At 55.4% G+C, this 24,438-nt stretch carries 27 protein-coding genes and 1 tRNA gene; 11 read left to right on the forward strand and 17 right to left on the reverse strand.

The features are described 5' to 3' along the window. Nucleotides 1-186 precede the first annotated feature (186 nt). The 6 genes from ACWKX3_RS17935 to aspA all read right to left on the reverse strand — a co-directional run bounded on the left by ACWKX3_RS17935 (nt 187) and on the right by aspA (nt 5,979). Nucleotides 187-262, reverse strand: a tRNA-Phe gene (locus ACWKX3_RS17935). A 127-nt stretch (nt 263-389) separates the two neighbouring features. After that, nucleotides 390-965 (reverse strand): transcriptional regulator, encoded by a 576-nt coding sequence (locus tag ACWKX3_RS17940; RefSeq protein ID WP_042322470.1) that lies wholly within the window; start codon nt 963-965, stop codon nt 390-392. A 48-nt stretch (nt 966-1,013) separates the two neighbouring features. Beyond that, complete coding sequence (locus tag ACWKX3_RS17945) at nt 1,014-2,711, reverse strand: protein-disulfide reductase DsbD (protein ID WP_454542161.1); 1,698 nt, start codon at nt 2,709-2,711, stop codon at nt 1,014-1,016. After that, complete coding sequence (cutA, locus tag ACWKX3_RS17950) at nt 2,687-3,010, reverse strand: divalent cation tolerance protein CutA (RefSeq protein ID WP_006178929.1); 324 nt, start codon at nt 3,008-3,010, stop codon at nt 2,687-2,689. The genes ACWKX3_RS17945 and cutA overlap by 25 nt, the downstream gene beginning before the upstream one ends. A gap of 113 nt (nt 3,011-3,123) precedes the next feature. After that, on the reverse strand, nt 3,124-4,425 hold the full coding sequence (locus tag ACWKX3_RS17955; RefSeq protein ID WP_454542162.1) for an anaerobic C4-dicarboxylate transporter: 1,302 nt from the start codon (nt 4,423-4,425) through the stop codon (nt 3,124-3,126). 117 nt (nt 4,426-4,542) lie between these two features. Further along, nucleotides 4,543-5,979: an aspartate ammonia-lyase gene (gene aspA / locus ACWKX3_RS17960; RefSeq protein ID WP_006178931.1), complete on the reverse strand. Its 1,437-nt coding sequence runs from the start codon at nt 5,977-5,979 to the stop codon at nt 4,543-4,545. A gap of 335 nt (nt 5,980-6,314) precedes the next feature. Here aspA and ACWKX3_RS17965 point away from each other — a divergent pair, with 335 nt between their 5' ends. Beyond that, complete coding sequence (locus ACWKX3_RS17965) at nt 6,315-6,779, forward strand: FxsA family protein (RefSeq protein ID WP_042322475.1); 465 nt, start codon at nt 6,315-6,317, stop codon at nt 6,777-6,779. Between the two features lie 32 nt (nt 6,780-6,811). On the opposite strand, the gene yjeH is transcribed toward ACWKX3_RS17965, so the two are convergent. Beyond that, nucleotides 6,812-8,053, reverse strand: a complete 1,242-nt coding sequence (gene yjeH / locus ACWKX3_RS17970) for an L-methionine/branched-chain amino acid transporter (protein ID WP_454542163.1) — start codon at nt 8,051-8,053, stop codon at nt 6,812-6,814. 177 nt (nt 8,054-8,230) lie between these two features. Here yjeH and ACWKX3_RS17975 point away from each other — a divergent pair, with 177 nt between their 5' ends. Both ACWKX3_RS17975 and groL read left to right on the forward strand, forming a co-directional pair. Beyond that, complete coding sequence (locus tag ACWKX3_RS17975) at nt 8,231-8,524, forward strand: co-chaperone GroES (protein ID WP_003855929.1); 294 nt, start codon at nt 8,231-8,233, stop codon at nt 8,522-8,524. A 39-nt stretch (nt 8,525-8,563) separates the two neighbouring features. Beyond that, complete coding sequence (groL, locus tag ACWKX3_RS17980; protein WP_006178934.1) at nt 8,564-10,207, forward strand: chaperonin GroEL; 1,644 nt, start codon at nt 8,564-8,566, stop codon at nt 10,205-10,207. A gap of 63 nt (nt 10,208-10,270) precedes the next feature. On the opposite strand, the gene ACWKX3_RS17985 is transcribed toward groL, so the two are convergent. Together ACWKX3_RS17985 and ACWKX3_RS17990 are read right to left on the reverse strand one after the other, a co-directional pair. After that, nucleotides 10,271-10,732 (reverse strand): YjiG family protein, encoded by a 462-nt coding sequence (locus tag ACWKX3_RS17985; RefSeq protein ID WP_006178935.1) that lies wholly within the window; start codon nt 10,730-10,732, stop codon nt 10,271-10,273. Then, nucleotides 10,713-11,378 carry a nucleoside recognition domain-containing protein gene (locus ACWKX3_RS17990; protein ID WP_006178936.1) on the reverse strand — a complete coding sequence of 222 codons (666 nt, stop codon included), beginning with the start codon at nt 11,376-11,378 and terminating at the stop codon, nt 10,713-10,715. The genes ACWKX3_RS17985 and ACWKX3_RS17990 overlap by 20 nt, the downstream gene beginning before the upstream one ends. Nucleotides 11,379-11,609: 231 nt before the next feature. Here ACWKX3_RS17990 and ACWKX3_RS17995 point away from each other — a divergent pair, with 231 nt between their 5' ends. Beyond that, a complete protein-coding gene (locus tag ACWKX3_RS17995; protein ID WP_006178937.1) occupies nt 11,610-11,963 on the forward strand; it encodes a DUF4156 domain-containing protein in 354 nt (117 codons plus the stop codon). 34 nt (nt 11,964-11,997) lie between these two features. On the opposite strand, the gene epmB is transcribed toward ACWKX3_RS17995, so the two are convergent. Beyond that, nucleotides 11,998-13,026: an EF-P beta-lysylation protein EpmB gene (epmB, locus tag ACWKX3_RS18000; protein WP_454542164.1), complete on the reverse strand. Its 1,029-nt coding sequence runs from the start codon at nt 13,024-13,026 to the stop codon at nt 11,998-12,000. Nucleotides 13,027-13,066: 40 nt separating this feature from the next. Here epmB and efp point away from each other — a divergent pair, with 40 nt between their 5' ends. From efp to ecnB, 3 genes are all read left to right on the forward strand, one after another. Continuing rightward, on the forward strand, nt 13,067-13,633 hold the full coding sequence (gene efp / locus ACWKX3_RS18005; protein WP_006178939.1) for an elongation factor P: 567 nt from the start codon (nt 13,067-13,069) through the stop codon (nt 13,631-13,633). 57 nt (nt 13,634-13,690) lie between these two features. Next, nucleotides 13,691-13,822: an entericidin A/B family lipoprotein gene (locus ACWKX3_RS18010; protein WP_042322597.1), complete on the forward strand. Its 132-nt coding sequence runs from the start codon at nt 13,691-13,693 to the stop codon at nt 13,820-13,822. A 108-nt stretch (nt 13,823-13,930) separates the two neighbouring features. After that, the gene (gene ecnB, locus ACWKX3_RS18015; protein WP_006178941.1) at nt 13,931-14,077 is read left to right on the forward strand and encodes a lipoprotein toxin entericidin B; all 147 of its coding nucleotides are present in this window, start codon (nt 13,931-13,933) and stop codon (nt 14,075-14,077) included. A gap of 38 nt (nt 14,078-14,115) precedes the next feature. On the opposite strand, the gene ACWKX3_RS18020 is transcribed toward ecnB, so the two are convergent. Next, nucleotides 14,116-14,715: a helix-turn-helix transcriptional regulator gene (locus ACWKX3_RS18020; RefSeq protein WP_006178942.1), complete on the reverse strand. Its 600-nt coding sequence runs from the start codon at nt 14,713-14,715 to the stop codon at nt 14,116-14,118. 262 nt (nt 14,716-14,977) lie between these two features. On the opposite strand from ACWKX3_RS18020, the gene sugE reads away from it, so the two are divergent. Then, complete coding sequence (gene sugE, locus ACWKX3_RS18025) at nt 14,978-15,295, forward strand: quaternary ammonium compound efflux SMR transporter SugE (RefSeq protein WP_006178944.1); 318 nt, start codon at nt 14,978-14,980, stop codon at nt 15,293-15,295. Here the strand turns inward: sugE and ACWKX3_RS18030 are convergent. After that, entirely contained in the window at nt 15,292-15,822 is a 531-nt protein-coding gene (locus tag ACWKX3_RS18030) for a lipocalin family protein (protein WP_220710964.1), read from the reverse strand. The two genes, sugE and ACWKX3_RS18030, sit on opposite strands and share 4 nt — an antisense overlap. Before the next feature lie 114 nt (nt 15,823-15,936). Continuing rightward, entirely contained in the window at nt 15,937-17,082 is a 1,146-nt protein-coding gene (gene ampC, locus ACWKX3_RS18035; protein ID WP_454542165.1) for a CMY2-MIR-ACT-EC family cephalosporin-hydrolyzing class C beta-lactamase, read from the reverse strand. A gap of 131 nt (nt 17,083-17,213) precedes the next feature. Between ampC and ampR the strand changes: the two genes are divergently transcribed. Beyond that, nucleotides 17,214-18,089 (forward strand): LysR family transcriptional regulator AmpR, encoded by an 876-nt coding sequence (gene ampR, locus ACWKX3_RS18040; RefSeq protein WP_448891688.1) that lies wholly within the window; start codon nt 17,214-17,216, stop codon nt 18,087-18,089. Between the two features lie 29 nt (nt 18,090-18,118). Here ampR and frdD read toward each other — a convergent pair whose 3' ends face one another. The 4 genes from frdD to frdA are packed head-to-tail and all read right to left on the reverse strand — an operon-like array spanning nt 18,119 to nt 21,412. Next, a complete protein-coding gene (gene frdD, locus ACWKX3_RS18045; protein ID WP_042322484.1) occupies nt 18,119-18,478 on the reverse strand; it encodes a fumarate reductase subunit FrdD in 360 nt (119 codons plus the stop codon). Nucleotides 18,479-18,488: 10 nt separating this feature from the next. Next, nucleotides 18,489-18,884 carry a fumarate reductase subunit FrdC gene (frdC, locus tag ACWKX3_RS18050; RefSeq protein ID WP_042322487.1) on the reverse strand — a complete coding sequence of 132 codons (396 nt, stop codon included), beginning with the start codon at nt 18,882-18,884 and terminating at the stop codon, nt 18,489-18,491. Between the two features lie 10 nt (nt 18,885-18,894). Then, nucleotides 18,895-19,629, reverse strand: coding sequence for a succinate dehydrogenase/fumarate reductase iron-sulfur subunit (locus ACWKX3_RS18055; RefSeq protein WP_006178954.1), 735 nt, complete (start codon nt 19,627-19,629; stop codon nt 18,895-18,897). Then, the gene (frdA, locus tag ACWKX3_RS18060; RefSeq protein WP_058609514.1) at nt 19,622-21,412 is read right to left on the reverse strand and encodes a fumarate reductase (quinol) flavoprotein subunit; all 1,791 of its coding nucleotides are present in this window, start codon (nt 21,410-21,412) and stop codon (nt 19,622-19,624) included. Before frdA ends, ACWKX3_RS18055 begins: the two co-directional genes overlap by 8 nt. Nucleotides 21,413-21,721: 309 nt before the next feature. Here frdA and epmA point away from each other — a divergent pair, with 309 nt between their 5' ends. Beyond that, entirely contained in the window at nt 21,722-22,699 is a 978-nt protein-coding gene (gene epmA / locus ACWKX3_RS18065; protein ID WP_006178957.1) for an elongation factor P--(R)-beta-lysine ligase, read from the forward strand. A 199-nt stretch (nt 22,700-22,898) separates the two neighbouring features. After that, nucleotides 22,899-24,401 (forward strand): glutamate/gamma-aminobutyrate family transporter YjeM, encoded by a 1,503-nt coding sequence (gene yjeM / locus ACWKX3_RS18070; protein WP_058609515.1) that lies wholly within the window; start codon nt 22,899-22,901, stop codon nt 24,399-24,401. The last annotated feature ends 37 nt before the right edge of the window (nt 24,402-24,438 follow it).

Here is a 24,438-nt window from a genome sequence, read left to right on the forward strand (position 1 = left end):
GGTCTGAAAAAAACGGTGGCGCTGCGTTTACCGGGCCTACGGGTTTAACAGGCAGGATAAGGCAAAGCCGCCATCCGGCAAAGCAGATTGCACGATCTCACTGGAAAGAGAAGCAAGAATATAAAAGAAGGGATTTATAAACGCAGAAAAGCAAAAACCCAGCCATAGGCTGGGTTCTTTAAATAGTGGTGCCCGGACTCGGAATCGAACCAAGGACACGGGGATTTTCAATCCCCTGCTCTACCGACTGAGCTATCCGGGCAACGGAGCGCATTAAACCTCAATCACGCCTGACCGTCAACATTATTTCGGGAAAAGCCGTTCAACTGCTTAACTTTGCGTCAATATGACGGTTTACGCAGCGAAAACGGCAAATTTACCGCTAAAGCTTAGGTCAATGCCCCACCCATACGGCACTGGGCGAAGCGCAGAATGTCTTCTGCCAGACGATGTGCTGTTTCCACGTCGGCATGACTACGGTTTACCAGCATACGGCTCAGGCAGCCCTCCAGCACCAGCTCCATCTGTTTAGCCACCATCGCCGGATCGTCCACTTCAAGCGTAGTCAGCAGCTCATGGGTGAAGTCATGCGCCGCACGCTTTTGCTGATCCGCCAGCTGGTGAATCGGATGGCCTGGGTCCGGGTAGAACGTACAGGCGGCGATAAACAGACAGCCCGGATAGCGGTTGTTGCTTACGCATTCGGACAGGGCGGTATAACGCGCCAGCAGTTTCTGTTCTGTCGTCAGCTCTTCATTTAACATCAACTGCCTGCGCCAGACATCAACCTGTTGGCTAAGATAGCGCAGGGCATCGTAAAGCAGCGCTTCTTTATCAGGCCAGAAGCGTGTTAATTCATCCAGAGGGTAATCGATACGGTCGGCGACCATCTCAAGCGTGGTGCTGGCGATCCCTTGAATCTCAAGTAATTGCAGGGCTTGTCCCAGTACGTCTTCGCGTTGCACGGTTTTCTCCTCCGCTTTTCCCACGGTTTGTCCCGTTTAAAGTGTTGTTTACGGTTGGCGATCGTGCAAATGCGCACTGAACGCTGCAGCATCCATAAACCCGGTGACACGCTGTGCCGGTTGTTCTTCGCCCTGTTCATTGAAAAACAGGATCGTAGGCAGACCGAGCACGTTAAGTTGCTTAAGCAGGGCCTTATCCTGCGGGCTGTTTGCTGTGACGTTCGCCTGTAGCAGAACCGTCTCTTCCAGCGCACGTTGCACCTGCGGATCGCTAAAGGTGTATTTTTCAAACTCTTTGCAGGCCACGCACCAGTCGGCATAGAGGTCCAGCATTACGGGTTTCCCCTTTGCCTGAACCAGCGCGCGGTTAAGTTCATCCACGTTTTTAATCTGTGTGAAGCTGAGATGCGCCTGCGATTGCCCCGCAGGCGCACCAAACGCCCAGTCCTGCAGCGGACGAACGCTTATCAGTGCGGCGGCAAGGAGAAGAACTTGTACCAGACGCATCCACGGTTTTTTTGCCCCGAGGCTGACGATAAATGCCCAGGCGAAGAACGCCACGCCGAGCATCGCCCACAGACGCGTGCCCCAAACGTCACCGATGATGCGTTCCAGCAGGAAAACCGGCAGGGCCAGGATCACAAAGCCAAATGCCGTTTTAACCGTCTCCATCCACGGGCCATTTTTAGGCAGCAGGCGGTTGCCAAACACCGTAACCAGGATCAGCGGCAGGCCCATACCCAGTGCGTAAAGATAAAGCGTACCGCCGCCCAGCCACATATTGCCGCTCTGGGCGATGTACAGCAGGATCGCGCTAAGTGGCGCGGTTGTGCACGGAGAGCAAATCAGTCCGGCGATGGCCCCCATCGCGAACACACCGCCTGCTGAGCCGCCCTGCTGACGATTACTCATCAGCGTTAAGCGTGTCTGCAGGGAAGAGGGCAGTTGCAGGGTAAACAGGCCGAACATTGACAGTGCCAGCAGAATAAACACGCCCGACAGGCCGATGAGCACATACGGATGCTGAAGTGCTGCCTGGAACTGTAGCCCGGCTGCGGCCACAACAAGGCCAAGCGCCGTATAGGTCAGCGCCATGCCCTGTACGTAAATAAAGGCCAGTAGCAGCGCACGGGCGGTGGACAGACGTTGCTTACCGCCCAGCACAATGCCTGAAATCAGCGGATACATCGGCAGCACGCACGGGGTAAAGGCGATGCCAATACCAATCAGTAAGGCCCAGAGCGCGGAGAAAGGAAGGTCTGAAGCGCTCTCCCCTTCGTCCTTCACGCTGGAAGGTGGAGGTGAAACGGTGGCGGCAGCGCTTACTTCACTTAGAGGAACCACCTTCGTCTCAGGGGGGTAGCAGAACCCCGCGTCGGCGCAGCCCTGGTAAGTGACCGTCAGCGTGGCACCTTTGTCGGCCTGATTTACCGTAACGGGCACGTTCAGGCGTTGGCGATAGATTTCGCTTTTGCCATAAAACTCATCCTCGTGCCACTCGCCGGCAGGCATCTGTAATGCGCCTACGCTTGCCTGAGCGGGCGTGATGCTGACCTGCTTGCGGTAGAGGTAGTAGCCCTCTTTCACCTGCCAGGTGAGGTTGAGGTCGTGCTGGTTCTGCTGAAAATCAAAAACAAACGCCTGGTCAGCAGGAATAAAGTTTGAACGGCCGGGTGCGTCAAACAACCCGGCAAAGGCTGATGTGCTGCACAGCAGCAGGATCAGCGTAAAGAAGCGTTGAGCCATGAGAGATAATCGTTATCGCCGTGGACGACTGGCAGCGCCAGCAGTTCCGGAGTTTGGTAAGGATGATGAGACTTAAGGCAATCAAGGAGCGCCTGCTGGTTCGCCAGGTTGGTTTTAAGCAGCATCTGGACTTCGTATTCTTGTTCCAGTTTGCCTTCCCAGTAGTAGAGGGACGTGGCACCGGGAAGAAGAGTCACACAGGCGGCCAGTTTTTCGGCCAGCACTTTAGCGGCGAGATCCTGGGCAGAGGCTTCATCTGGGGCGGTACAAAGTACGACAACAGCATCAGGCGTGTTCACAAGTCGACCTCCTCATCACGAAAGGCCTCACTATATCACGCACGGCGGGTGGTCATTAATGAAACGGGCCGCAGAGCGGCCCGATTTTAACTATTTTTACAACGGCTAACGGTTTACAGAACGATACCGCCGATGATAAAGCCGAGGATAACGCACAGGGAAATCGCAACGACGCCCGGGATCAGGAACGCGTGGTTAAACACGTACTTCCCGATACGGGTAGAACCGGTGTCATCCATCTCAACCGCCGCCAGCAGGGTTGGATACGTTGGCAGCACGAACAGCGCAGATACCGCGGCGAAAGAGGCGATCGCGGTCAGTGGCGTTACGCCCAGCATCAGGGCCGCTGGCATCAACGCTTTGGTGGTCGCCGCCTGAGAGTAAAGGAGGGTCGCCGCGAAGAACAGCACCACGGCCAGCAGCCACGGATAGTTATGCAGCAGGTCGCCTGCAACGGTTTGGATATCGCTGATGTGGGCTTTCACGAAGGTATCGCCAAGCCATGCCACGCCAAGCACGCACACGCAGGCGCTCATGCCGGATTTAAAGGTGCTGGCGTTCAGCACTTCGCTGGTGTCGATTTTACAGGTAATGCTAATCAGCGTGGCGATAGTCAGCATAAACACCACAATCGCTTCGTTACGCGGCAGAACCGGGTTCTGGATCAAGCCCACGGTGTCGCTGATGGCGGTGGCGTAGAACATCACGGCAATGATACCAATCAGGAACAGCAGTACGGAGCGTTTTGCGTGCGGCTTCAGTTCGAAGACCTGGCTGCCGCGCAGTTTCACTTCACCTTTCGCCAGACGTTCCTGATAAACCGGGTCATCTTTCAGCTCGGCACCCAGGAAGTTGCACAGCACGGCGGTAATCATCACGGCAATCAGCGTGACCGGAATACAGATGGCCAGCAGCGTCAGGTAGCTCACGCCCATCGGCTCCAGAATACCGGCGAAGAAGACCACGGCGGCGGAAATGGGCGATGCGGTGATGGCAATCTGAGACGCCACAACCGCGATAGAGAGCGGGCGAGAAGGGCGGATACCCTGCTCTTTCGCCACTTCGGTGATCACCGGCAGCGTGGAGAAGGCGGTGTGCCCGGTACCTGCGAGAATGGTCATAAACCAGGTCACCAGGGGCGCAAGGAAGGTGATGTATTTGGGATGGCGGCGCAGCATACGCTCCGCCAGGCTGACCAGGTAGTCCATCCCGCCAGCCACCTGCATGGCGGCGATAGCGGCGATAACCGCCATGATGATCTCAATGACGTCAAACGGGATTGCGCCGGGTTTGATCTGGAAGATCAGGGTGAGAACGAGCACCCCGAGACCACCGGCAAACCCAATGCCAATGCCTCCGAGTCTTGCTCCCAGATAAATCGCCAACAGGACGATGACGAGTTCTGCTCCAAACATATATGCCTTCCTTGTTTATTAACAAGTTGATATTAAATTGTTGTGTAATTGGTAATGCTTAAAAAGAAAAAAGGCACGTCACAAGTGACGTGCCTTTCGGTAGCTTAGCCTGAACTGTTACTGTTCGCTTTCATCGGTATAACGTTTCGCTTTATAGGCCGGATGCATCAGGTTTTGAGCTGAGAAGATATCGTCCAGCTCGGCTTCGGTCAACAGACCTCTCTCCAGCACCACTTCACGTACGCTCTTACCGGTCTCGGCACAAATTTTGCCGACGATATCCCCGTTGTGGTGACCGATGAACGGGTTCAGGTAGGTGACGATGCCGATGGAGTTGTAAACGTAGCCTTCACACACTTCTTTATTTGCGGTGATGCCGTTAATGCATTTTTCCAGCAGGTTGTAGCAGGCGTTAGTCAGGATGTGAATGGATTCAAACATCGCCTGACCGATTACCGGCTCCATCACGTTGAGCTGCAGCTGACCGGCTTCAGAAGCCATGGTAACGGTAGTGTCGTTCCCGATGACTTTAAAGCAAACCTGGTTAACCACTTCTGGCACCACCGGGTTAACTTTGGCTGGCATAATAGAGGAACCCGCCTGCAGCTCTGGCAGGTTGATTTCGTTCAGGCCGGCGCGCGGGCCAGAAGAGAGCAGGCGCAGGTCGTTACAGATTTTGGAGAGCTTCACCGCCAGACGTTTCAGGGCACTGTGAACCATCACGTAAGCGCCGCAGTCGGAGGTGGCTTCAATCAGGTCTTCTGCAGGCACAACCGGCAGGTTAGAAACTTCGGCCAGCTTCTGTACCGCCAGCTGCTGATAGCCGTCCGGCGTGTTCAGACGCGTACCGATGGCGGTCGCGCCGAGGTTAACTTCCAGCAGCAGCTCAGAAGTGCGCAGCAGGTTTTTGGTCTCTTCATTCAGCAGCACGTTAAACGCGTGGAATTCCTGACCGAGGGTCATAGGCACCGCGTCCTGCAGCTGGGTACGGCCCATCTTCAGGATATCCTGGAACTCAACCGCTTTGCGCTGGAAGCCTTCGCCGAGCTGGTTAATCGCGTCGACCAGTTTCACCACAGAGGCATATACCGCAATGCGGAAGCCGGTCGGGTAGGCGTCGTTGGTGGACTGGCATTTGTTAACGTGGTCGTTCGGGTTCAGGTACTGGTATTCACCTTTCTGGTGACCCATCAGCTCCAGGCCGATGTTTGCCAGCACCTCGTTGGTATTCATGTTGACGGAGGTACCCGCGCCGCCCTGATAGACGTCAACCGGGAACTGGTCCATGCATTTGCCGTTGTTCAGCACTTCATCGCAGGCGGCGATAATCGCATTTGCGGCGCTTTTCGGAATGGTTTGCAGCTCTTTGTTCGCCAGTGCTGCGGCCTTTTTCACCATCACCATGCCACGCACAAATTCAGGGATGTCGCTGATTTTGCTGTTGCTGATGTAGAAGTTTTCAATCGCTCTCAGAGTGTGAACACCATAGTAGGCATCCGCTGGAACTTCCCTGGTACCCAACAAGTCTTCTTCGATACGAATGTTGTTTAACATGTGAACCTTCTTTTCAAGCTGCCGATGGATTGTACTAAACACACAGTATATATGTGGTTTTGAATATTTTCTGACCGACGATTATTCCCTCAATCAGCCAGATGTTCGAGATCATATGCTGATGATAGCGAATTGCCGTAAGCTGGATCACTTATTATCGTCTCGATCACATGATAATTATTAATCTGTGAAATGAGTCACCGCTTTAATATTTCCAGAAAAAATATCCGTGCAAACCGATTGAATTTTGGCTAACCGTCACCATCTCTTACAGACGCGCTTCGCGAATACATTCAGACAGGGGCCTTACGGCACCTGCCATACAGGAGATGCCAGTGCGCTGGATACCGTTTATTGCTTTCTTTCTCTACGTTTACATCGAGATTTCGATTTTCATTCAGGTTGCTCATGTGTTGGGCGTCCTGCTGACGCTGATTCTGGTGATCTTCACCTCCGTTATCGGCATGTCGCTGGTGCGCAACCAGGGCTTCAAGAACTTCCTGTTAATGCAGCAGAAGATGGCCGCAGGCGAAAGCCCAGCCGCCGAGATGATCAAAAGTGTGTCGCTGATTATTGCGGGCCTGCTGCTGATCCTGCCGGGGTTCTTTACCGATTTCCTCGGCCTGTTGCTGCTGTTACCGCCGGTTCAAAAGCACCTGACCATGAAACTGCTGCCGCATCTGCGATTCAACCGCGTGCCAGGCGGTGGTTTCAGCACCGGCCCTGGCGACACGTTCGACGGGGAGTATCAGCGTAAGGACGACCAGCGCGACCGTTTAGACCATAAAGACGATCGATAAATTTTCTTCTGTGGCGCTTCGCTAACTGGCAACTAGCGGAGCGCACCGCGCGTCGGCAAAAACGCCCACAGTCCCGCCAGCATGACAATGGCGTACAGGCTTTTCCAGCCCACCATCGCCAGCAGCAGCAGACACAGCACACCCCCGACGATCGCCAGCGCTTTATAACGCCCCTTCAGCAAACGGCAGCCTGCCAGCATGCACAGCAGATAAATCATGATGAAGATGCCGTTGGCGTAGACGATTAACGCATCAAGATTGATGTCCAGGCCGTAAATGCACAGCGTGCTCACCACACAGCAGCCCAGCACGGCATTAAGCGCATTCAACGGCAGCTGACGTTGGGACAAGCGCGCAAGGCGGCTTTCGGGTTTGTACAACGCCTGCGACCATACCAGGCGCGCAAAGCTCTGGATGTAGATATTAAGGCTGGCAAAGCAGGCCAGATAGCCAATCACACACGCGACCCACAGCGCTTTCACACCAAACAGCTGCACCACGATCCCCGGCAGCGACGCAGCGGCAGCTTTATCTGCGCCAAACGCATTAAAATGCAGCACAAGAACGGTGCAGGCCCAATACACCGTGCCCGCCAGCAGCAGGCCGATCATCAGCGCGCGCGGGAAGTCGCGTTCGGGCTGTTTAAATTCTGACGCCAGATGAGCAAAGGCCTCCAGCCCGACAAAACACCAGAACATCACGGAAAGCGCGGCGAACAGCTGGGAATGATCGACATCCTTCACCGCCGGGAACGGAATGTCCGCGACGTTGATATCGCCCGCCCACCAGATAGCGGCAATGAGTGCGACGATCAGCACCGCGACCAGCGTTTGCAGGTTAGCGCTGGAACTCGCCCCGCGTGACCCAACCCACCAGACAATCGCCAGCGTACCCAGCTCGGCCAGCAGGAGCTGCTCGTGATGCCAGCCAAAAAGCGCCTGCCCAAAGCCAGCCGCAATATGCAGCGCGGCAGGCAGGCCGACCGGGATCACCGAAAGAAACAGCCAGCCCGTCACGCGCTCCAGACGTGGACCGAATGCCATCCCGACAAAGTGCGCCACCCCGCCTGCGCTGGGGAAGTGCCGCCCGAGGATCGCAAAAACAATCGCCACCGGGAAAACCAGCACAATCAGCGCCGGCCAGGCCCACAGGCTGTTATTTCCCGCGACCAGCGCCGCCAGCGCGGGGACCGCAAAAACGCCCGTGCCGAGCAAAGAGGTGGAGAGCAACCCTACCCCCTGCGCCAGCCCCAGCTCCTGTTTCAGTCCACTCATTTACATCGTCCTGCCGCCATCAAAAGAGAGGCGATGGTAACACTTTCACAAATTTTTTTTCGATTCCCCCTTGAAGGGGTAAAAAGCTATCCCCATCTCTCAGTGCACTAGCCGGAAACCGCGTGCGGACCGGCGTCATCCATAACTGATAATGACTTTCTCAAAGGAGAGCTATCAATGAGTATTCGTCCGTTACATGATCGTGTGATCGTCAAACGTAAAGAAGTTGAAACTAAGTCTGCAGGCGGCATCGTTCTGACCGGTTCTGCAGCAGCCAAATCAACGCGTGGCGAAATCATCGCTGTCGGTAAGGGCCGCATCCTGGAAAACGGAACTGTGCAGCCTCTGGACGTTAAAGTTGGTGACATCGTCATTTTCAACGATGGCTACGGCGTGAAATCCGAGAAGATCGACAATGAAGAAGTGTTGATCATGTCCGAGAGCGATATTCTGGCAATTGTTGAAGCGTAATCTACGCACGAAACTGTACGAATTTGAGGAAAAAAGAACATGGCAGCTAAAGACGTAAAATTCGGTAACGACGCTCGTGTGAAAATGCTGCGCGGCGTAAACGTGCTGGCAGATGCAGTTAAAGTCACTCTTGGCCCGAAAGGCCGCAACGTAGTGCTGGATAAATCCTTCGGCGCTCCAACCATCACCAAAGATGGTGTTTCTGTTGCACGTGAAATCGAACTGGAAGACAAATTCGAAAACATGGGCGCGCAGATGGTGAAAGAAGTTGCCTCTAAAGCGAACGACGCTGCAGGCGACGGTACCACCACCGCGACCGTGCTGGCTCAGGCTATCATCACTGAAGGCCTGAAAGCCGTTGCGGCGGGCATGAACCCAATGGATCTGAAACGTGGTATCGACAAAGCTGTCGCCTCCGCCGTTGAAGAACTGAAAGCGCTGTCCGTACCGTGCTCTGACTCTAAAGCGATTGCTCAGGTTGGTACTATCTCTGCTAACTCCGACGAAACCGTAGGTAAGCTGATCGCAGAAGCGATGGACAAAGTCGGCAAAGAAGGCGTTATCACCGTTGAAGACGGTACCGGTCTGGAAGACGAACTGGACGTAGTTGAAGGTATGCAGTTCGACCGCGGTTACCTGTCTCCATACTTCATCAACAAGCCAGAAACCGGTGCAGTTGAGCTGGAAAGCCCGTTCATCCTGCTGGCTGACAAAAAAATCTCCAACATCCGCGAAATGCTGCCAGTGCTGGAAGCCGTTGCGAAAGCAGGCAAGCCGCTGGTTATCATCGCTGAAGACGTTGAAGGCGAAGCGCTGGCAACCCTGGTGGTTAACACCATGCGTGGCATCGTGAAAGTGGCTGCGGTTAAAGCACCTGGCTTCGGCGATCGTCGTAAAGCGATGCTGCAGGATATCGCAACCCTGACCGGCGGTACCGTCATCTCCGAAGAGATCGGTATGGAGCTGGAAAAAGCCACTCTGGAAGACCTGGGCCAGGCGAAACGCGTTGTCATCAACAAAGACACCACCACCATCATCGATGGCGTGGGTGAAGAAGGCGCAATCCAGGGCCGTGTGGCTCAGATCCGTAAGCAGATCGAAGAAGCGACCTCTGATTACGACCGTGAAAAACTGCAGGAGCGCGTAGCGAAACTGGCTGGCGGTGTTGCGGTAATCAAAGTCGGTGCTGCGACCGAAGTTGAAATGAAAGAGAAGAAAGCGCGCGTTGACGATGCCCTGCACGCAACCCGTGCTGCGGTAGAAGAAGGCGTCGTTGCTGGTGGTGGTGTCGCGCTGGTGCGTGTAGCCGCTAAACTGGCTAACCTGACTGCTCAGAACGAAGATCAGAACGTGGGTATCAAAGTTGCGCTGCGCGCGATGGAAGCACCTCTGCGTCAGATCGTGTCCAACGCCGGTGAAGAGCCGTCTGTTGTGACTAACAACGTGAAAGCAGGTGAAGGTAACTACGGTTACAACGCAGCAACTGAAGAATACGGCAACATGATCGACTTCGGTATTCTGGACCCAACAAAAGTGACCCGTTCTGCTCTGCAGTACGCGGCATCTGTTGCTGGCCTGATGATCACCACCGAGTGCATGGTGACCGACCTGCCTAAAAGCGATGCGCCTGACTTAGGTGCTGCTGGTATGGGCGGCATGGGTGGAATGGGCGGCATGATGTAATCATGCAGTTCTGCCCTTTGCAGAAATAAAGAAGCCCCCGACAGCAATGTCGGGGGCTTTTTTTTAGACGAGCAACTGCATCACCCACAGAGAGACCAGCGCGTTAATCACGCAGAGGGTGATAATGTGCGGATAGTATTTTGGGTCAACGCCTGCGGTACCCAGGCAGCGCCCCGTGTTTTGCACCGGATTGCCCATCAGGTAAATTGCCGGGAGAAGAACGGTGGCATCGTGTCCATTCAGCGTTCCTGCGGCCACCAGGCTGGCGCAGACGCCCACGCCTCCGCCCATACTCATCACCGAAGCCAGCAGCACCGTCGCCGCTGCGCCCGGCAGCCCCCAGAGCGCCATGACGGGTTCACATACCTTACCCACTATATCCAGCAGGCCCGTCACCTTGAGCGCCTGAATGATAACGAAGGCCATGACCACATTGGGTAGCAGGCTGGTGGTGGCAATGGTAAAGCCGCGGCGGGCACCCTCGATAAACAGATCCATGATGTTTTTACGCGGCTGGGCGATCATTGGCTTCCTCCTGACTATGTCGGCCTTCGATGCGGGCAATCCACAGGCGAAGAAGATTCGCGCCAACAAATTTAAACACCAGAATGACGGCCAGCGGCGTAATCACCGGGACGGTGATAAAGGTAAAGAGCGCAGCGCCTGAAGAGAAATAGTTCGTTATGATGGCGCTTCCGCTGGTCTGGAAGGTGGCGAAAATGGCGCGTTCCCGCCCGGTAATCGTCCCTTCGTCAGCGAGTTCTTTGGTCATCCCCGCGGCAGCATCGGTATTTTGCAGGTTGGCGATCAGCGCCAGCGAGCATACGCCGGGTACCCCGAGCAGCGGGCGCAACACCGGCGTCATCAGCTGCTGCGCGGCGCGCAGCCCGCCTAATCCTTCGGTCACGGCGATAATGCCGAGCGATAAAATGACCGAGGGTGCCAGCTCAAGGGCAAACAAGAACCCGTCTTTCGCCCCCGTACCGCCCTCGCCGCGAAACGTCAGCGCGCCGTTCACCGCCCCAAAGCTGCCGTTGATGACGGTAAAATCCAGCACGCGCCACCATTCGGTGCTTTTGGCGAAGAAACCTGAAAAAAATACAATGGTAAGCACAAACGCCAGATAGCCCACCCATGTCACTTTTTCCTCTCCTGAGGATGATCTACTCATGAAGCCCCCTTTTTTATGCCGTACAAAAGTTGTACGTGGCACCACTAAAAACGATTAAGGGCTAAAACACGATACCTCAAAGGTTAATATCGGAATTCATTTAGGATAAGAAAGGCATGCGAGGCGGAATCTGACTCGCAGAAATGCTCAGCGTTTTTCTTTTGGTCATCTTTTAGGTATAAGATTTACACACGGACAACTGAGTCCAGCTTTTTGAAAACGAGGAATAACATGCGCGTACAAGTCTGTGCAGGGATCGTAGGTGCAGCATTGCTGCTGGCGGGTTGTAGCTCCAGCAATGAGCTGTCGGCGGCTGGTCAAAGCGTTCGCTTTGTGGAAGACAAACCGGGTAGCGAATGCCAACTGTTAGGCACAGCCTCCGGTAAACAAAGCAACTGGCTTTCCGGGCAACACGGTGAAGAGGGCGGCTCTATGCGCGGCGCGGCAAACGCCCTGCGTAACCAGGCTGCAGCAATGGGAGGCAACGTGATTTACGGCGTGAGCAGCCCAACGCAGAGTATGCTGTCCAGCTTCGTCCCAACGGCCAGCCAGATGAACGGCCAGGTCTATAAGTGCCCGAACTGATTGCCTTTTCCCTCTCCCGTCGGGAGAGGGGAAACTAGCTCTGACGCAGCTGCAAGTCCAGCGGCGTCTTGCTTGGCTCACCGCCAATCTCGCGCGCCAGTTTCGGCACCATATAGCCAGAGACCAGCGTTAGCAGTTCGCGCACGATCTGCCGCGCCTCTTCATCCGTCACCATAAAATGTGCCGCACCCTGAACGCGATCCAGCACATGCAGGTAATAGGGCATCACGCCTGCATCAAACAGCGCATTGCTCAGATCGGCCAGCACGCGGGCATTATCATTGACGCCGCGCAGCAGCACGCTCTGGTTCAGCAGCGTCACGCCTGCCTGACGCAGGCGAATCATCGCCGAGCGAAATTCATCGTCAATTTCGTTGGCGTGGTTGATATGGTTGACCAGCAAAACCTGTAAACGAGACTGCGCAAGGCGCGAAACCAGCCCGTCGGTGATCCGCGCCGGGATCACGATCGGCAGACGGCTATGAATGCGCAGACGCTTAATATGCGGGATGGCTTCAAGCTGGGTCAGCAGCCAGTTCAGCTCGTGATCTTTTGCCATCAGCGGGTCGCCACCGGAAAAAATGATCTCATCCAGTTCCGGGTGGGCGGCGATATAGTCCAGCGCGACCTGCCAGTTACGCTTGTTTCCCTGATTATCAGCGTAGGGGAAGTGACGGCGGAAACAATAACGGCAATTTACCGCACAGCCGCCTTTCACCAGCAGCAGAGCGCGGTTAAGGTATTTATGCAGCAAACCCGGCACGACGCTGTTCTGCTCTTCCAGCGGGTCGGTGCTGTAACCCGGCGCAGTGACAAACTCATCCTGAGAAGTAAGCGTTTGTTTTAGTAACGGATCGTCGGGGTTACCTTTCTCCATGCGGGCGACAAACGCGCGGGGTACGCGCAGGGCAAACAGGCGCTTTGCCTCACGGCCTGCGAGCAATGTTTGATGCCCTTCGAGGTCTAAGAGACGCAGCAATTCATCAGGACTGGTGATTACATCGGCAAGTTGCGATAACCAATCTTCTCTGGACGGGGTGTTTAGGGTTACAATATGCGCCATTTTGTGGCTTAGCTACCAGTTAACAAATTTAGAGGGCCTTATGGCAACGTACTATAGCAACGATTTTCGTGCTGGTCTTAAAATCATGATGGACGGCGAACCGTATGCGGTTGAAGCCAGCGAATTCGTTAAACCAGGTAAAGGCCAGGCGTTCGCGCGCGTTAAGCTGCGCCGTCTGCTGACCGGTACCCGTGTAGAAAAAACCTTCAAGTCTACTGACTCCGCTGAAGGCGCAGATGTTGTCGATATGAACCTGACTTACCTGTACAACGACGGTGAGTTCTGGCATTTCATGAACAACACGACTTTCGAACAGCTGTCTGCTGACGAGAAAGCCGTAGGTGACAGCGCTAAATGGCTGCTGGACCAGGCCGAGTGCATCGTGACCCTGTGGAACGGCCAGCCTATCGCTGTGACCCCACCTAACTTCGTAGAGCTGGAAATCGTTGAAACCGATCCAGGTCTGAAGGGCGACACCGCAGGTACTGGCGGTAAGCCAGCTAAACTGTCCACCGGTGCCGTGGTTAAAGTTCCGCTGTTCGTACAGACTGGCGAAGTGATCAAAGTGGATACCCGCTCCGGCGAATACGTATCCCGCGTGAAGTAATTCATGTAGATGATGAAAGGCGCAGCGCCCGCTGCGCCTGATTTTCAGGCACGGATGATGAAACGTATCGTAAAAATTCTGCTTCTGTTAGCGCTCTCCAGCGCGTTCCTTTCCGGATGTAACACCGCGCGCGGCATGGGCGAAGATATTCAGGATCTTGGCCATATCATTTCCCACGCAGCCAGCTAATCCCGTCTAATTTTCCTAAAAATTGTTCCTTTTCCGTCAAGCGCCGGGATCTTGTCTATCCTTAAGTTGCTATACACAAAATAACTTTGGCTATAAAAGGAAGATATTATGGTTAAGAAAACAATTGCAGCGATCTTTTCTGTTCTGGTGCTGTCTTCGGTACTGACCGCATGTAATACCACCCGTGGTGTAGGGGAAGATATCTCTGACGGTGGTAGTGCCATTTCTGGTGCAGCGACTAAAGCTCAGAACTGATGAGACAGGACGGTACGGCGTGTCGTCTCCCCGTACCGTCAATTTTCACTTTCCTGCAGCGACAAAAACGGCGAAAAGCGCGTATCCATATGCAATTTCATGCGAATATTGCGTTTATACGTATAAACCGTCTTTCCATTAATGCTCAGGTGGCTGGCAATCTTTTGGTTGCTTGCACCATCCATCCACAGCGTCAGCACTTTTTCTTCCTGCCGGGTTAACAGCGGAGCCGCCGCCTGCGGGATCGCCACGCGTGTACACATCGTCAGCGCGTCGTTAATCACCGTTGCCAGCTGTTCGAGATCGGTTTTTTTGTGCAGTGACGACCATACCGGGAACTGTGCCACATAATCTGCCATCGCTTTCTCCTCGCCCGACTGCAATAAAATAAAAGGCAGCGTTTCGCTGGCTATCAGCAAGGAAGAGAGCTGCTGAAAATGGTGAATGTCCTGTCTGAAACCGTGTAAGTCAGCGATAACTAACGTCGGTTTCCACTGCAGGATGTGCTCTCGGGCAAGAAACAGATTATTCAGGCCGGTCACAACGAAGTCACCCGGAAACAGGCCTGAGTGATTGAGCCAGTCTTCAATCCCGGCGCGGGTGAAGTGACAACGGTCAATCAAAAGAATTTTGAACATATTGTATTCGCAGTCGGCTAGTGGTTTGGCTTCCTGCCATCAGAAAGCACACCATCATAGAGAAGTCGGATGAGTGATAAATGCCTGAACTGCACGGCATACTGAGGCTATTTCTTGCCTTAACGCGTTCAGCAAAAAAGGATTGAAAAAAAATCGCACGCTAACCACAATAGGGCGTGTAACCTCTGCCTTGCGGGACGACCCGTAAGCGCCTCTTTCACCGGGGACGGCCCCAACTTTCACTGAAGTTAAGGAGCCTGAGATGTCCTGGATTATTCTCTTTATTGCCGGTCTGCTCGAAGTGGTATGGGCCATTGGCCTGAAATATACCCATGGTTTCACTCGCCTGACCCCAAGCGTCATTACCGTTACCGCGATGATTGTGAGCATTGTCCTGCTGTCATGGGCGATGCGTTCTCTGCCCGTGGGTACAGCCTATGCCGTCTGGACGGGCATTGGTGCCGTCGGTGCGGCGATAACCGGGATCTTACTGCTGGGAGAATCAGCGAGCCTGGCGCGCATCGCCAGCCTCGCGCTGATTGTTGCCGGGATCATAGGGCTGAAGCTCAGCACGCATTAATGCGGCTGCTCTACCCAGATTAATTTCGTTACATCAAACCCTTGCCGGGTCGCAATGTCGAGCATCTGCTGTTTCATTTCGGGTGAAAGGGTTGGCGTGCGGGAGAGTATCCACAGATAGCTGCGATCCGGCCCGCAAATCAGCGCATGGCGATACTCTCTGTCGAGCGCGATCACGTTGTATCCGCCGTAGAACGGGCCAATAAACGAGATCTTCATGGCGGCTCTGTGCGGATCGCCGGTAAAGTAGGCTTTACCCACAGACTGCTGCCACATCTCACGATCCGGATTATATCCCCGGTTAACGACCTGAATACCGCCGTCATCCATTGAGCTGTAATGTGCCGTGACTTTTTCTAATCCGCGTTCAAAGCGATGATCGAGGCGGGCGATTTCATACCAGGTGCCAAGGAAGCGTTGTGCGTCGAAATTGCTGACGACAGTCACGCCAGGAGGAGGGGTAGGGGAGCTGCAGGCAACGACTAAAAACGCGGCTGTCACTGCGGCGATAACAGGCAGAATGCGCATAGGTGTTTCCTTACTGGTTTTTTGATAAGTGTAGATGACAGCAAGGAAAATGCGGGTTTTGTACGTTGTTGACTGGCGGAGGCCGGGTGGACGAAGCCGCCACCCGGCAACGCGTTACTGCAGTGCGTTAAGGATCTGGTAAGCCGCTTCTACCCGGGCAGGGTTCGGATAGCTCTTGTTCGCCAGCATCACGATCCCCAGTTGCTTCTCGGGAATGAAGGCCACGTAGCTGCCGAACCCGCCGGTTGAGCCCGTTTTATGGACCCACGAGGCCTTAACCGGTGGTGCCGGAGGGTTTACTTCTCGCGCGGGTAACGCTGCCAGGGCGATCTTATTATCACTGCCATCGATAATCGTTTTGCCATCGACCGGCCAGTTCAGCATCTCCCAGCCCAGCCCCTGATACATCGACCCAACGCGCCAGTAGCGAGACTGTGCCAGGGCGATACCCTGTTTAAGTGATGTAGCCTGAACGCGCTCCGGTGCCATGTTTACCATCACCCAGCTCGCCATGTCTTCGGCGTTGCTTTTTACGCCATAGGCTTCGCCGTCCAGCATACCCGGTGAAACGTGGACCGCTTTGCCGTCGCGATAGCCCCAGGCGTAATGCTGCTCTTCGGATTTCGGAACCTGGATCCAGGTATGATCGAGCTTCAGCGGCTTCAGGACGCGCGTGGTCATGGCCTGCTCAAAGCCCATTCCAGAGGGCTTGACCGCCAGCGCCCCAAAGAGGCCGATGCTGGAATTGGCATACAGGCGCGTGGTGCCCGGTTTCCACTGCGGCTGCCACGTTTGATAGAAGTTCAGCATTGCGGCCGGGTCGGTGACGTTATCCGGCACCTGTAACGGCAGGCCACCGGCGGTGTAGGTGGCGAGATCCAGCAAGCGAATGCCCTGCCACTGCTTGCCGGTCAGTTCAGGCCAGTACCTCGTCACCGGATCGTTAAGCGAAATTTCGCCGCGGGCAATGGCATCGCCGCCCAGCACGCCGGTGAAAGTTTTACTGACAGAGCCTAGCTCGAATAAGGTCTGCGGCGTGACGGGTATATTTGCAGCAACATCGGCTTTGCCGAAGGTGAAGTAGTGCGGCTGGCCCTGATAGATCACCGCCACCGCCATGCCCGGAATGGACTGTGCTTTCATCAGAGGCGTCACGGTGCGCTTCACCACCTTTGCCAGCTCTTTTTCTGACAGGGAGGACGCGAGGGCTGAGCATGAAACGCCGAGAAGCAGGGCGCAGAAAACGAGTTTTTTCTTCATCAGTTATCTTCCGTAATAGCGTGTAAGGGAGTGTCCGGGCCCATAAGACGAGCGTAGTCTGTGGGATTTGACAGCCGCTGACAAACGGTTAAATTTAGCATGAGCTGTAAATTTTTCTAACGGACGAGCCTATGACGCGCAGCTACATTCCGCTTAATTCACTTCGTGCTTTTGAAGCTGCCGCCCGGCATCTGAGCTTTACGCATGCCGCTATCGAGCTGAACGTCACCCACTCTGCCATCAGCCAGCACGTCAAGGCGCTGGAGCAGCACCTGAACTGCCAGCTCTTTATCCGCGTTTCGCGAGGTTTGATGCTGACCACGGAAGGGGAAAATTTGCTGCCGGTGCTGAACGATTCCTTTGATCGTATCGCCGGTATGTTAGATCGCTTTGTAAATCATCGGGCGCAGGAGAAGCTGAAAATCGGCGTCGTGGGGACGTTTGCGACCGGCGTGTTATTTTCGCAGCTTGATGATTTCCGCCGCCGCTGCCCGCATATCGATCTTCAGCTGTCTACACACAACAACCGCGTCGATCCGGCGGCTGAAGGGCTGGATTACACGATCCGCTACGGCGGCGGAGCGTGGCACGGCACCGAGGCAACGTTTCTGTGCCATGCCCCGCTGGCCCCGCTCTGTACGCCAGACATTGCCGCCAGACTGCGCACCCCGGCCGACATACTGAAATTTACCCTGCTGCGTTCGTATCGACGGGATGAATGGACGGCGTGGATGGCAGCGGTGGGCGAGCATCCACCTTCACCGACGCACCGGGTCATGGTCTTTGATTCGTCCGTCACTATGCTGGAGGCCGCCCAGGTCGGCGTGGGGATCGCTATCGCACCTGTCGATATGTTTAGCCATTTACTCGCCCGCGAGCGTATCGTGCAGCCGTTTGCGACGCAGATCGATCTGGGCAGTTACTGGCTAACGCGGCTGCAGTCGCGTGTGGAAACGCCCGCTATGCGCGAGTTTTCACAGTGGCTGGTGGAGAAGATGCCGCACTAGAAGGCCCGCCGGGTGGCGGGCCAGTGCGATCACAGGGTGACGACGGCGATCAGGGTGACCACGGTCAGGATGGTGGCCAGGCCGTAGAAGACCCATTTCCCGTTTGGAACGTGGATTTTCAGGTCGTGCATCGCGTGGTGAATGCGGTGCAAGCCGAGCCACAGGGGCAGGACGATCATCAGGAAGATGAACACGCGGCCAATAAAGCTGCTGGCAAACGCGAGGACGCGTTCATAACCCAGCGCATCGCCCGGGAACAGCCCGAGCGGCAGCATAATGCCGACCAGCAGGACAATCACCGGTGCGATGATGGCGCTCCACATGCCGCCTGCACCGAACAACCCCCAGAAAACCGGCTCGTCAGAACGTTTTGGATTTGGATTGATCACGGTAGTCTCCTTACCAGAACAGTGCGACAAACAGAATGACCACAGTAACCACTGCCGTCACCGCCCACAGCCCTTTAATCACAGGCTCTGGTCCCATTTTCTCGCCTTTAACGATGATGTTCGCCGCCTTGGGTGCCAGTTCAAACCAGGTTTTGGTATGCAGCAGCGCCGCAGCGAGCACGATCAGGTTCAGCACCACGATGATCGGGTTTTGCAGGAAGCCCACAAAACTCGCCCAGGATTCGGGGCCGTGCTTAAGGGCAAAAATGCCGTAGATAAGCTCAAGACTGAACCACACCGCAGGAACTGCCGTCCCTTCACGCAGCATATAGAAGCGATAAAACGGCAGTTTTTTCCACCAGGTGGACGGCATTGGCCGCACATAGGCTTTGCGTTTAGTCGTCATCATGCACTCCTTAGCGTGGTTTCAGGGTTGCGATAAGAAAGTCTTTCGAGCTTTCCACTTTTCCCTGCTGAATAGCGGCTGCCGGGTCGACGTGCTTTGGACAGACTTCGGAGCAGTAGCCCACAAAGGTGCAGGTCCAGACGCCGTTCTGGCTGTTAAGCTGCGCCATACGTTCTTTTTTGCCGTGGTCGCGGCTGTCCTCGTTATAGCGGTGCGCCAGGGTAATGGCGGCCGGGCCGATGAACTCCGGGTTCAGGCCAAACTGTGGGCACGCGGCATAGCACAGGCCGCAGTTGATGCAGCCGGAGAACTGATGGTATTTCGCCATCTGCGCCGGGGTTTGCGTATTCGGGCCTTGATCCGGCGTGCGCGGGTTGCCAATGATGTACGGCTTAATGGCCTCCAGACTTTCGATAAAGTGGGTCATATCGACCACCAGATCGCGTTCGATCGGGAAATTGCCCAGCGCTTCAACCTTGATGCCTTTGGTGTAGTCGCGCAGGAAGGTCTTACAGGCCAGCTTCGGCACCTTGTTGACCATCATGCCGCAGGAGCCGCAGATCGCCATACGGCACGACCAGCGATAGCTCAGATCCGGCGCCAGGTTGTCTTTGATATACCCGAGCGCATCCAGCAGGGAGGTTTGCTCGTCATAGGGCACTTCATAGAAAGCGCTGTGCGGCGCGGTGTCCACTTCCGGGTTGTAGCGCACCACTTCAACTTTCATTTTTTGCATCTCAGCCATTCGCCTTCTCCTTCTTCTCGGCGGCTTCTGCTTCTGCACCGTACACGCGTTTCGCCGGTGGCAGCGTGGTGATCTTCACGTCGCTATAGTCCAGACGAGTGGTGCCATCCGCGTCGCGCCAGGCGAGAGTGTGTTTCAGGAAATTGACGTCATCACGTTCCGTACAACCTTCATCCAGACGCTGGTGGGCACCGCGTGACTCTTTACGCGCCAGCGCCGAGTGCGCCATACATTCCGCGACGTTCAGACCGTGGCCCAGCTCGATGGTATAGAGCAGGTCGGTATTGAAAACGCTGGAGGTGTCGGTGATGCGTACATGCCTGAACCGTTCCTGCAGCTCCGCCAGCTTGTCGACGGTTTTCTGCATCAGCTCTGGCGTACGGTAGATGCCGCAGCCTTCTTCCATCGACAGGCCCATTTCGTCGCGGATCTTCGACCAGTTTTCGTTGCCTTCCTGATTCACCAGGTCTTTGAGCCGTTTTTCAACGTCGGCAACCTGCGCATCCAGCGCCGCACCATTGGCTTCACCTGCCGTGGCGGCACGCTCCATCGCGCGCTCGCCCGCCATGCGACCAAAGACCACCAGCTCGGCCAGCGAGTTGGACCCCAGACGGTTTGCGCCGTGCAGGCCCACGGAGGAGCACTCGCCAACGGCGAACAGGCCTTTAATGCGGGTTTCACACTGCTGATCGGTTTCGATCCCGCCCATGGTGTAGTGCGCGGTTGGACGCACCGGAATGGGCTCTTTCACTGGATCAACGCCAACGTACGCTTTCGCCAGTTCGCAGATGAACGGCAAGCGCTCCAGCAGTTTCTTCTCGCCGAGATGACGCAGATCGAGGTGAACCACATCGCCGCGCGGCGTGGAGATGGTGTTGCCTTTGCGCCATTCGTGCCAGAAAGCCTGAGACACTTTGTCGCGTGGACCCAGCTCCATGTATTTGTTCTTCGGCTCGCCGAGCGGTGTTTCTGGCCCCATACCGTAATCCTGCAGGTAGCGGTAGCCGTTTTTGTTAACCAGAATACCGCCTTCACCGCGGCAGCCTTCCGTCATCAGAATGCCGGAGCCTGGCAGACCGGTTGGGTGATACTGGACAAACTCCATATCGCGCAGCGGCACGCCGTGGCGGAGCGCCATGCCCATGCCGTCGCCGGTGACGATACCGCCGTTGGTGTTGTAGCGATAAACGCGCCCCGCACCGCCCGTTGCCATCACCACCGCTTTCGCGCGGATCTGCACAAGGGTGCCTTCCATCATGTTCATCGCCACCAGACCGCGCGCTTCGCCCTCATCCACCAGGATGTCGAGGACGAAGTGCTCGTCAAAGCGCTGAATTTGTGGGAACTGAAGGGAAGTCTGGAACAGGGTGTGGAGCATGTGGAAGCCGGTTTTGTCGGCGGCGAACCAGGTTCGTTCTATCTTCATGCCGCCGAAGCGACGAACGTTGACGCTGCCGTCCGGGCGGCGACTCCACGGGCAACCCCATTGCTCAAGCTGGGTCATCTCCGTGGGGCAGTGATGCACGAAGTAGTCAACGACATCCTGTTCGCAAAGCCAGTCGCCCCCTGCAACCGTGTCGTGGAAATGGTATTCGAAGCTGTCATGATCCTGCGCAACGGCGGCGGACCCTCCTTCAGCGGCAACGGTGTGGCTGCGCATCGGATAGACTTTTGAAATCAGAGCGATTTTAGCGTTTGGATTAGCTTGTGCCGCAGCAATTGCTGCGCGTAATCCAGCCCCGCCAGCGCCTATTACGGCAAGATCGGCTTGAAAAGTTTGCACGACATTCCTCCAGATTTTTGTTTTCCCGCAATGCGTGAGTTAAAGGCAGTTCACCTGTCCAAACGGACGATTGCGAAAGCGATTCCACTGCTCCTTTATGGGTAAAACAGTATAACCGGATGGATATGAGGGAAATTTGACGTGTTCGATTTTTTTGCTGTTCTGTGCGGTGATTTATCATGGTGATTGATGAATTGCGTCACGTAATTTCACTCATGAATGAAAAGCCGCTTTTTACTGTGCAAAATTTGTCTCTGCCCCGCCTGTCGAGTAGACTTCGTGCCCTTGTCTGAAATCGGAGAAAAACTCATGAGCGAAACGGCAACCTGGCAGCCGAGCGCATCCATCCCCAACCTGCTTAAACGCGCGGCCATTATGGCGGAGATCCGTCGTTTCTTTGCCGATCGCGGAGTCCTTGAGGTGGAAACGCCGTGCATGAGCCAGGCAACGGTAACGGATATTCATCTGGTCCCGTTTGAAACCCGTTTTGTTGGCCCTGGCCACTCACAGGGGATGAATCTCTATCTGATGACCAGCCCGGAATACCATATGAAGCGCCTGCTGGCGGCGGGCTGTGGCCCGGTGTATCAGCTGTGCCGTAGCTTCCGTAATGAAGAGATGGGCCGTCACCATAATCCGGAATTCACTATGCTGGAGTGGTACCGTCCGCATTACGACATGTATCGCCTGATGAACGAGGTGGACGACCTGCTGCAACAGGTGCTGGACTGCGCGGAAGCCGAGACGCTCTCCTATCAGCAGGCGTTCCAGCGCCATCTGGAAATCGATCCGCTGTCTGCCGACAAAGCGCAGCTGCGCGACGCGGCGGCAAAACTGGATCTCAGCAACGTGGCGGAGACGGAAGAAGATCGCGACACGCTGCTGCAACTGCTGTTTACCTTCGGCGTTGAGCCGCAGATCGGCAAAGATCGCCCAACGTTCGTCTATCACTTCCCGGCAAGCCAGGCCTCGCTGGCGCAGATCAGTACGGAAGATCACCGCGTAGCTGAACGTTTTGAGGTCTACTACAAAGGCATCGAGCTGGCGAATGGCTTCCACGAACTGACCGACGCGCGCGAACAGCAGCAGCGTTTCGAACAGGACAACCGCAAGCGTAACGCCCGCGGTCTGCCGCAACAGCCGATCGACGTGAATCTGCTGGAAGCCCTGAAAGCCGGCCTGCCCGATTGTTCCGGCGTGGCGTTGGGTGTTGACCGTCTGGTGATGCTGGCGCTTGGCGCAGAGCAGCTTGGTGACGTGATTGCATTTACGGTCGACCGCGCGTAATACAATACCGGGTGGCGCGCGAGCCTGCCCGGTGTGTCTCTCTCCCTGGCAATAAACCTTTCCAGTAAATATTCATGGCATCAATAACTGCCAGCGTTGTGTTACGCAGGTTATTTTCCTAATTTGCCCTGAATAGCCACACTATTCGTCTGGTCATCTGCTACCATCCGCGCAGTTTATTTTCGCTTTGGATGGTTCTATGTCCCACTCAATGAAAAAAATGACCCTGACCGGTCTTATCCTGATGATTTTTACGTCAGTGTTTGGTTTTGCCAACAGCCCCTCGGCGTTTTACCTGATGGGCTACAGCGCGACACCGTTTTATATCGTCTCTGCTCTGTTCTTCTTTATTCCGTTTGCGCTGATGATGGCGGAGATGGGGTCTGCTTATCGCAAGGAAGAGGGCGGGATTTACTCGTGGATGAACAACAGCATCGGGCCGCGCTACGCGTTTATCGGCACCTTTATGTGGTTCTCTTCCTACGTGGTCTGGATGGTCAGTACCGCCGCCAAGGTGTGGGTACCTTTCTCGACGTTTCTCTTTGGGGCAGATAAAACGCAGGTCTGGTCTTTGGCTGGGCTGAGCTCCACGCAGGTTGTCGGGATCCTCGCGGTCTGCTGGATGGTGGTAGTGACGCTGGTGGCGTCGAAAGGCATCAACAAAATCGCGCGCATAACCGCCGTGGGCGGTATTTCAGTTATGTGTCTGAACCTGGTCCTGCTGTTGGTGAGCATCGCGATTTTGTGTCTCAACGGCGGCCATTTTGCACAGGAGGTGAATTTCGTTTCGTCACCTAACCCGAGCTATCAGTCCGGCCTCGCGATGCTCTCTTTTGTGGTGTTTGCCATCTTTGCCTATGGCGGTATAGAAGCGGTGGGCGGCCTGGTCGATAAAACCGAGAACCCGGAAAAGAACTTTGCCAAAGGCATTATCTTCGCGGCGATAGTTATCTCTGTCGGCTACTCGCTGGCGATTTTCCTCTGGGGTGTGAGCACCAACTGGCAGCAGGTGTTAAGCAACGATACCACTAACCTTGGGAATATTACCTACGTGCTGATGAAGAGCCTGGGGATGACGCTCGGGCAGGCACTGCAGCTGACGCCGGATGCGGCCACGACGATGGGCGTCTGGTTCGCGCGTATCACCGGCCTGTCGATGTTCCTCGCCTATACCGGTGCCTTCTTTACGCTGATCTATTCGCCGCTAAAAGCGATTATCCAGGGAACGCCAAAAGCGCTATGGCCAGCCCGCATGACGCAGCTCAATACGGCAGGTATGCCTGCGAACGCCATGTGGATGCAGTGCCTGCTGGTCTGCGTGTTTATTCTTCTGGTGTCGTTCGGTGGGGATACTGCCTCTGCGTTTTACAACAAGCTGACCCTGATGGCGAACGTATCAATGACGCTGCCGTATCTTTTCCTGACCCTGGCGTTCCCGTTCTTTAAGGCGAAGCAGGATCTCGAACGTCCGTTCGTGATTTTCAAAACCCGCGCCGCCACGCTGCTGGCCACCACCGTCGTCGTGCTGGTGGTGGCTTTTGCGAATATCTTCACCGTGATCCAGCCGGTCATTGAGGCCAATGACTGGAATAGCGCGCTGTGGATGGTGGGTGGCCCGATCTTCTTCTCGCTGATGGCGATGGGGATTTATGAGAATTACCGTCGTCGCGTAGCGCAATCAACGATTTGGGCCGCTGATTAAGTTCGCTATTAGCCCCTACTGCCTGAGATTGTGCGGG

The organism is Enterobacter sp. UPMP2052, from assembly GCF_053709675.1.

Coding starts and splice junctions, on each gene's coding strand:
- ACWKX3_RS17995 (WP_006178937.1), top strand. CDS start 11,610: ATGCGCGTACAAGTCTGTGCAGGGATCGTAGGTGCAGCATTGCTGCTG.
- ampR (WP_448891688.1), top strand. CDS start 17,214: ATGACGCGCAGCTACATTCCGCTTAATTCACTTCGTGCTTTTGAAGCT.
- ACWKX3_RS17955 (WP_454542162.1), bottom strand. CDS start 4,425: ATGTTTGGAGCAGAACTCGTCATCGTCCTGTTGGCGATTTATCTGGGA.
- ACWKX3_RS17985 (WP_006178935.1), bottom strand. CDS start 10,732: ATGATCGCCCAGCCGCGTAAAAACATCATGGATCTGTTTATCGAGGGT.
- ACWKX3_RS17990 (WP_006178936.1), bottom strand. CDS start 11,378: ATGAGTAGATCATCCTCAGGAGAGGAAAAAGTGACATGGGTGGGCTAT.
- ACWKX3_RS18030 (WP_220710964.1), bottom strand. CDS start 15,822: ATGCGCATTCTGCCTGTTATCGCCGCAGTGACAGCCGCGTTTTTAGTC.
- ACWKX3_RS17945 (WP_454542161.1), bottom strand. CDS start 2,711: ATGGCTCAACGCTTCTTTACGCTGATCCTGCTGCTGTGCAGCACATCA.
- yjeM (WP_058609515.1), top strand. CDS start 22,899: ATGTCCCACTCAATGAAAAAAATGACCCTGACCGGTCTTATCCTGATG.
- groL (WP_006178934.1), top strand. CDS start 8,564: ATGGCAGCTAAAGACGTAAAATTCGGTAACGACGCTCGTGTGAAAATG.
- ecnB (WP_006178941.1), top strand. CDS start 13,931: ATGGTTAAGAAAACAATTGCAGCGATCTTTTCTGTTCTGGTGCTGTCT.
- ACWKX3_RS18020 (WP_006178942.1), bottom strand. CDS start 14,715: ATGTTCAAAATTCTTTTGATTGACCGTTGTCACTTCACCCGCGCCGGG.
- ampC (WP_454542165.1), bottom strand. CDS start 17,082: ATGAAGAAAAAACTCGTTTTCTGCGCCCTGCTTCTCGGCGTTTCATGC.
- aspA (WP_006178931.1), bottom strand. CDS start 5,979: ATGTTAAACAACATTCGTATCGAAGAAGACTTGTTGGGTACCAGGGAA.
- epmA (WP_006178957.1), top strand. CDS start 21,722: ATGAGCGAAACGGCAACCTGGCAGCCGAGCGCATCCATCCCCAACCTG.
- frdC (WP_042322487.1), bottom strand. CDS start 18,884: ATGACGACTAAACGCAAAGCCTATGTGCGGCCAATGCCGTCCACCTGG.
- ACWKX3_RS17975 (WP_003855929.1), top strand. CDS start 8,231: ATGAGTATTCGTCCGTTACATGATCGTGTGATCGTCAAACGTAAAGAA.
- ACWKX3_RS18055 (WP_006178954.1), bottom strand. CDS start 19,629: ATGGCTGAGATGCAAAAAATGAAAGTTGAAGTGGTGCGCTACAACCCG.
- yjeH (WP_454542163.1), bottom strand. CDS start 8,053: ATGAGTGGACTGAAACAGGAGCTGGGGCTGGCGCAGGGGGTAGGGTTG.
- ACWKX3_RS18010 (WP_042322597.1), top strand. CDS start 13,691: ATGAAACGTATCGTAAAAATTCTGCTTCTGTTAGCGCTCTCCAGCGCG.
- epmB (WP_454542164.1), bottom strand. CDS start 13,026: ATGGCGCATATTGTAACCCTAAACACCCCGTCCAGAGAAGATTGGTTA.
- sugE (WP_006178944.1), top strand. CDS start 14,978: ATGTCCTGGATTATTCTCTTTATTGCCGGTCTGCTCGAAGTGGTATGG.
- efp (WP_006178939.1), top strand. CDS start 13,067: ATGGCAACGTACTATAGCAACGATTTTCGTGCTGGTCTTAAAATCATG.